The sequence below is a fragment of the Paenibacillus lupini genome, from assembly GCF_011761355.1.
Taxonomy (GTDB): domain Bacteria; phylum Bacillota; class Bacilli; order Paenibacillales; family Paenibacillaceae; genus Pristimantibacillus; species Pristimantibacillus lupini.
Genome location: NZ_JAASRW010000004.1, coordinates 695,671 through 702,174, shown reverse-complemented (window position 1 = coordinate 702,174; position 6,504 = coordinate 695,671). Strand labels below are relative to the sequence as shown.

The window sequence follows — 6,504 nt, the reverse complement described above, 5'->3', positions numbered from 1 at the left end:
TTCCCTCATCCTTTTCTTCAATTTAACTATAGGATGAAATCCTGCGAATTCATGAGTCTGAGTGAGGAAATTGAATCATTTCGAGGGAGCTTAATGAAGCCTAATCAGGCTAGCACTTTATTTATCATTCTAACTCTCTTAAACATTGCTCGTACTACAACCCACAATAAGGTGCATTTTTTGTCGTTAACGTACTTAAAAGGGATTTTCACGTTAATAAATAAGCGACAAGTAAATACGTACAAATGTAAAAGAACCTTGATATATCAAGGCTCTAAATCGGGATTATTATATCGTTGTACTCCTGCTGCTGCTCCTCACGAAGAGGCAACAACGCCAGAGATTTTTCACGTTCACAAAATCGGTTCCCGCTTCCGGAACTGTTCAGGAGTCATGCCCGCATACTGCTTGAACAACCGGCTGAAATGGGCCAGATGCTTAAAGCCAAGACGGAAACACACCTCCGTAACCGTTAGTTCAGGCTGCATGAGGAATAAGATTTTGGCTTCGTTAATTCGCCTTCTATAAATAAAATGAAAGATCGTTACACCGGTGACTTCCTTAAACAGCTTGGATAGATACGACTTACTAAGATGAAGCTGTTCCTCCAGCTGTTCCATATTGATATCCTCGGTATAACGCTCCTCCAGCACTGAAATAATTCGTTGTACAGTCGCTTCCTTCTCGGAGCTGTATTCCTGTCTGTTACGATGAAGAAGCGGCTGCTCACAGAGATCGAGAATGTAGTACAGCAAATCAACAAACGCCAGTCGCAGCCGATTTTCACCAATCGTATCCCCGCGCTTCTGATACTCATTCATCCTTGCCAGGATTCGCTCTACCTCTGCCTTATCCTCGCCCCGCAGCCGCAGCCTATAATTGTTGAGCTGTTGGAACGGCTGAAGAACATTCCTAGCATGGGGCAGTTCGAGATAAGGCTGGAGCATAGTTGGCTCAAAATGAATAATCGAACGGATATATTCAACTGTTGGGTCTGTCTTGGCGCAATGAAGCGTCATGCCGTACATAATAATCAGATCACCTGGGGCCAGCTCATAAATCTGGTCGCCGATCAAATAGTTGCATTTGCCGCCGTGGAAATAATAAACCTCGTAGAACATATGTGAGTGAAAAAACGGCTCCATCGGCTGGTCCGACCAGTAATGCAAATCCAGCATATTAAGCCTCGGCTTGCAGCAGCTTTTGCATATATTGAACAAAATGTTTCAGCATTTGCTGTGTTTCCGGGAACTGTCCGCTAAAGTCTTCTACACCAAGGTAACCGTCGTAACCTACTGCCTTCAGATCGGCGATAACCTGTTTCCAAGGCACAACGCCTTCCTTAACACCGCTCCACTCCGACTTCCAGCGTGTGCTTCCGTCCTCGGCTGTTCCGTCTGTTACAAAACCAGCATTTTTCACATGTACATGTGCAAGGTAAGGGCCAAGAAGCTCCATTCCCATCCGGTAGTTCTCGAACCCTTCATGCACCATGTTACCCGGATCAAATAAGACGCCGATAAAGGAAGGATCAAGTCCTTCTACCAAGCGGTAAGCTGCGGATGCGCTTGGCGCAATCGTCTGATGATGAGTTTCGACCAAGCCTTTAATGCCGTACTGACGACAAAGGGCTTCCGAATCCTTCAAATATTGACGAGTCAGCGTGAACAGCTCACTAAAAGATCGGGAACGGTCATAACCGGGAACACCAAGGCGGATAAACTTCGCACCCATACGCTTAGCCGCACGAAGCACATCTTCGGTTGCTTCCAGATCACCAGCTGTCAAATATGGCGTTACACTGATCGAACTTAAGCCCTGCGAAGCTGCTGCTTCACGGAAACGGTCAACCATTGCTTCGCCTCCAGAAGGAAGCAGTGTACACAGGTTGTTACCCCAGAAGGATGGCTTTTGCTCTGCTGCATTTTCTGGCGCTTCTTTATATCTCCATTCAATACCATCAATACCTGCTTCTCGCGCAACGCTTACTAATTCCTCCGGCGACAGCTCGGGTGTTGCGACAGTGAAGATAGACAGTTTCATATAAGAACCCTCTTTCGCTAATGGTTGTTCTATTCGACCCGTATAGCTTGTCTTTGCGCCTCAAGGCATAGTTCGGCTGCTTTGAATGTATGCTCCTGCGGCATTGCCAGATCCGTTCCGTTCAATATATCAAGAATGAGTGCTCCAAAGTAAGGGAAGCCTACTTGGTCCTTCACTTCAATCTTATGTTCACCTTCGCCATTTACCAGGAACAGATGGTCTCCCGTGTTGCTTCTCGCGATATCCACGTATTTGCGGAGTTCGATATAACCGTTGGTACCAAGAATCATCGTTCTGCCATCACCCCAGGTAGACAAGCCATCTGGTGTAAACCAGTCAACACGGAAGTAGTTCGTAGCTCCGTTATCTCCGATAAGGTTAGCATCCCCATAATCCTCAAGCTCTGGATATTGCTTGTTATTATAGTTAGCTACTTTGCTGTGCTGGACTGTAGCGTCTTTGCAGCCGGCATAATACAGGAATTGCTCAATCTGATGACTGCCGATATCACACAGGATACCGCCGTACTGTTCTTTTTTGAAAAACCAATCCGGACGCATATGCGCATTCAGGCGGTGTGGCCCTAACCCAATAACTTGCAGAACACGGCCGATTGCTCCGTCTTTAATAAGCTGTCCTGCAAATTCAGCGCTTTCAACATGCAGACGTTCACTGTAATAGACCGAATATTTTTTAGCTGTCTCTGCAGCTGTCTTCTTGGCATCGGCCAATTGATCAAGCGTTGTGAACGGTGCTTTGTCTGTGAAATAATGCTTGCCGTGCTGCATGACTTTCACACCAAGCGGTCCGCGCTCGTTCGTTACTGCCGCCGCAGCTACCAGCATGACTTCATTATCCTGTAGGATTTGTTCCTGTGAAAATGCTACTTGCACTTCCGGATACGTCCGGCAGAATACTTCTACCTTAGCAGGATCCGGATCGTAGACCCATTTCAGAGTACCGCCCGCTTCGCGAAGGCCGTTACACATGCCATATATATGTCCGTGGTCAAGCGACATCGCAGCGAAGATGAACTCGCCTTGTGTAACAACAGGACGTGGTTTACCTTGCGGCGCATAATTCATTCCATTTGATGAAGACATGATTTGACCTCCTGATTAATGAGTACCTGTAACATCAAGCGTATGGTATTCATTTGCATTTTTCTTCGATTCGGACTTCGCGATTTGCTCTTGCAGCTTGTTATAGAACAACTCTTCGTCAATCGGCAGATCTACCCAGCTGTCTGTCCAAGTAGAGAGCAGCATCGCGTTCGAGATCATCAGGCCTTTAATTCCCTCTTCGCCAGGAGCAATAAGTGCTGTTCCTTTGTTAATCGCATCAGCCCAGTTTTGGGTAATTTCCATATGGCTGCCGCCGCCGTTGCTGATTGGAATATCGAACTTCCAGCATTCCGGTGAGCCAAAACCGCCTGTGAAGGTATTATTAAATTCCGTCTCCGATACACGTAGACGATGGAAGGTTAGTTTATTATCTTCGATAACGATTTTGCCGCGGTCGCCCGAAATTTCGAACCGGTTGGTACCCGGCGCCTCGAACGTAGAAGTTACGAATACACCTGTAGCACCATTCTCATATTCAACGTAAGCCGTAACATCATTCTCCACTTCAATATCACGGTGCTTGCCGAATTGGCAGAACGCACGAACACGTTTTGGCATAAGACCTGTTGTCCATTGCCACAGATCAAGCTGATGTGGATCTTGGTTAATAAGGACGCCGCCGCCTTCGCCAGCCCAAGTTGCACGCCAGCCGCCAGAATTATAGTAGCTTTGCGAACGGTACCAGTCTGTAATAATCCAGTTTGTACGGCGCACTTCGCCTAGTTCACCGGATGCAATCAGCTCTTTAAGCTTCGCATACAGCGGATTCGTACGCTGATTGTACATGATGCTGAAGACTTTGCCGCTTTGCGCTGCGGCTTCATTCATTTCGCGAACCGCACGTGTGTACACACCAGCCGGCTTCTCGATCAATACATGAAGACCTGCGTTTAATGCCGCGATTGCCTGCTCTGGATGATCATAGTGTGGTGTGCAAATAATGACGCCGTCTACCGCTCCGGACTCGAACAGTTCCTGCGGGCTGAGGAAGCCTTGAATATGATCGCCCCACTCTTCCTTCACTTCTGCCAAACGCTCCGGGCGAACATCGGATACTGCCGTCAACTCAGCTCCTTTGACGCCTCCTGTAATCAAATAACGGGCATGCCCCGTTCCCATATTTCCTAATCCAACGATACCGATACGTACCATAATTACACCCTCTCCATGCTTGATGAAATAAGGAATCTCTTCCTTCATTCTAGCACGTGTGCTATGTAAGCGCTTGATTCTAATGAGCCAATAATGGACTTCATTTAACTGTGGTTGTTCTGAGTTGGAAGATATCACAGTTAAATACTCTTCATGAACAAGCCTATGGACACTGTAAAAAAGCTTGAGCATTCTGCCGCTGTTGTTTTTGAATACACTTGTATTTAACTTTCACAGTTAAAATGCAGAAACAAAGGCGGGCGCTCCCGCTCCGAAGCTCCAAGCTTTTTCTCCGTTACACGGCTTTTCAACTTCAATCCCATATCTGATCCAATTTATCTGAGTAAAATAGGATTGCCTTACTATAGTCTTGGATTCCCTCATCCTTACTTGTTTCTGCTAACTGCTTTAATAAAACTGACATCGCTTCACTGAATGCATTCTGATTGTATAAGACCATAGCATGAAAAACTTGAAATTCTCTACGATCTGGATATTCTTTAATAGCTCCTTCAAATATTAACCTGGCTTCATCATACATCCCTAAAGTTCTATATGTACTTCCAAGCCCTAATAACGCACCTTTTCTTTCCTCTTCTTTTAAGCCAAGCTCTAAGGATTTCTGATAATAAGGTATTGCTTCTCTTTCTAATCCAAGAACGTCGTGAATCCATGCACATTGATACCACACAGAAGGATTTAATGGTTCTTGAACTAATAATTCACTCAATAACGATCGTGCCTCTTCTAATTTTCCTGACACTCTTAATTGAATTGCAGCTTCTAATTGATTCATGATTATCATCCCTCGCTCTTTTCATTAATTTCATCTAACAGCAAATTTCGCAATTTCACAAGGTTTAAGGCAGACGGGAATATGGGTAAGTAGACATACAATCTACTTGTGAGGTGACAGCGATGAAGCCATTCGAACGAAGCGCCGACCGCCGGCGACAGCAGCAAGGCAAGCGCGATAATCCGGAGGGCATTCCGACGGAAAAAGAAAGCTTGTTCGACAAGTTCGCCAGCGAGCGTACGGTCGATCCGATCCCGGTCGAGGACCAGACCATCGGGCAGCAGGATGAGAAGAACAAGAGCCGTACCAAACAGGATTCCTCCAGCGAACGTAAGTATCGTACGGGGATTTGACCTCTGTCCGAATCCCCGCGAAGCCGAGGACGGTGGAAACATAAAAATGGCAGCAGATCCTCAGATCAGCTGCCATTTTTATGTTTCTAAACTATCGTTCCTTGCTAACATATTGCCACGGACTGTCCGGCTTCCTTATGACAGGCACGAGTAAACGATGTTTTTTAATCGAGGATGTACGTATGGCTCCTGATTGTTCACCAAATGCTGCGCATACATGACGGTCAACTGCGATTCGGGATCGATGATCGCGAAAACAGCCGGCCGCCCCACTCCAGCCGAATTCGCCGAGCGGGGACAGGGAGCCGCTGCCCGCTTTAGAAATATGGGTTCTTACACCAAGCCCATAACCGTAACCGGCGTGGTGCTCCCAGTTGTAGTCGCTTCGCGTCTTCTCGGTCAGATGGTCAGTCCTCATCAGATCGACGCTGGCAGTTGACAAGATACACACGCCTTCCGGGCTTGTACCGCGATTGGTCAACATTTTCAGGAAAAGCGAATAATCGCTTACGGTTGACAGTAAGCCAGCCCCGCCGCTCTCGAATTCCGTACCAATGCTCGCCAGGCAGTGATGCGATCGATAAACCGGGACAGCGGTGTGAAGTTCATAATTCTTCATCCTCTACTAAAGGTTTCCCTTCCACTATTGTACAGGTTCCTGCAAACCCCAATAAAAAAACATATCCCTCCATTGTATTGATGATATCAAGCCGGTGGTCAGTTGTATTCATCCACGCGGATAAACAATAGGGGCTCTGTAAACACTTTATATGAGGTGATGACATCGTGGAAGCGTATAGAGCGAAGGAGATCGCCGATTCTCCAGAAATGTTAATCGTGTCTTACTTTGGTGTTCCTGTGTTTATCGAGCATGTTAACCTGGGAGCCGGTACGGCAAGAATTCATCCGCTAGACAGACCAGACGAGGAGCAGACTGTGCCGGTCGACGTGCTAACGGAAGAATTCAACGACGAGTTTGATACACCCTTTATGTAAGACGCCTCCGAAACGGCTGCTGTTCCTGTGATCAGCTGCC

Annotated in this window: 8 protein-coding genes; 2 read left to right on the top strand and 6 right to left on the bottom strand. The window is 46.8% G+C overall.

Going from position 1 to position 6,504, the window contains the following annotated elements:
• Positions 1-353 precede the first annotated feature (353 nt).
• From FHS17_RS16530 to FHS17_RS16510, 5 genes are all read right to left on the bottom strand, one after another.
• Complete coding sequence (locus FHS17_RS16530; RefSeq protein ID WP_167279483.1) at positions 354-1,178, bottom strand: AraC family transcriptional regulator; 825 nt, start codon at positions 1,176-1,178, stop codon at positions 354-356.
• Position 1,179: 1 nt separating this feature from the next.
• Positions 1,180-2,043: a sugar phosphate isomerase/epimerase family protein gene (locus tag FHS17_RS16525; protein WP_167279482.1), complete on the bottom strand. Its 864-nt coding sequence runs from the start codon at positions 2,041-2,043 to the stop codon at positions 1,180-1,182.
• Positions 2,044-2,072: 29 nt separating this feature from the next.
• On the bottom strand, positions 2,073-3,146 hold the full coding sequence (locus tag FHS17_RS16520) for a Gfo/Idh/MocA family protein (RefSeq protein ID WP_167279481.1): 1,074 nt from the start codon (positions 3,144-3,146) through the stop codon (positions 2,073-2,075).
• Between the two features lie 15 nt (positions 3,147-3,161).
• The gene (locus FHS17_RS16515; RefSeq protein WP_208420404.1) at positions 3,162-4,319 is read right to left on the bottom strand and encodes a Gfo/Idh/MocA family protein; all 1,158 of its coding nucleotides are present in this window, start codon (positions 4,317-4,319) and stop codon (positions 3,162-3,164) included.
• A 313-nt stretch (positions 4,320-4,632) separates the two neighbouring features.
• Entirely contained in the window at positions 4,633-5,115 is a 483-nt protein-coding gene (locus tag FHS17_RS16510; RefSeq protein ID WP_167279480.1) for a tetratricopeptide repeat protein, read from the bottom strand.
• 122 nt (positions 5,116-5,237) lie between these two features.
• Between FHS17_RS16510 and FHS17_RS16505 the strand changes: the two genes are divergently transcribed.
• The gene (locus FHS17_RS16505; protein WP_167279479.1) at positions 5,238-5,468 is read left to right on the top strand and encodes a hypothetical protein; all 231 of its coding nucleotides are present in this window, start codon (positions 5,238-5,240) and stop codon (positions 5,466-5,468) included.
• Positions 5,469-5,559: 91 nt separating this feature from the next.
• On the opposite strand, the gene FHS17_RS16500 is transcribed toward FHS17_RS16505, so the two are convergent.
• A complete protein-coding gene (locus FHS17_RS16500; protein ID WP_243865379.1) occupies positions 5,560-6,087 on the bottom strand; it encodes a serine hydrolase domain-containing protein in 528 nt (175 codons plus the stop codon).
• 167 nt (positions 6,088-6,254) lie between these two features.
• Between FHS17_RS16500 and FHS17_RS16495 the strand changes: the two genes are divergently transcribed.
• Positions 6,255-6,464, top strand: a complete 210-nt coding sequence (locus FHS17_RS16495; protein WP_167279478.1) for an H-type small acid-soluble spore protein — start codon at positions 6,255-6,257, stop codon at positions 6,462-6,464.
• The last annotated feature ends 40 nt before the right edge of the window (positions 6,465-6,504 follow it).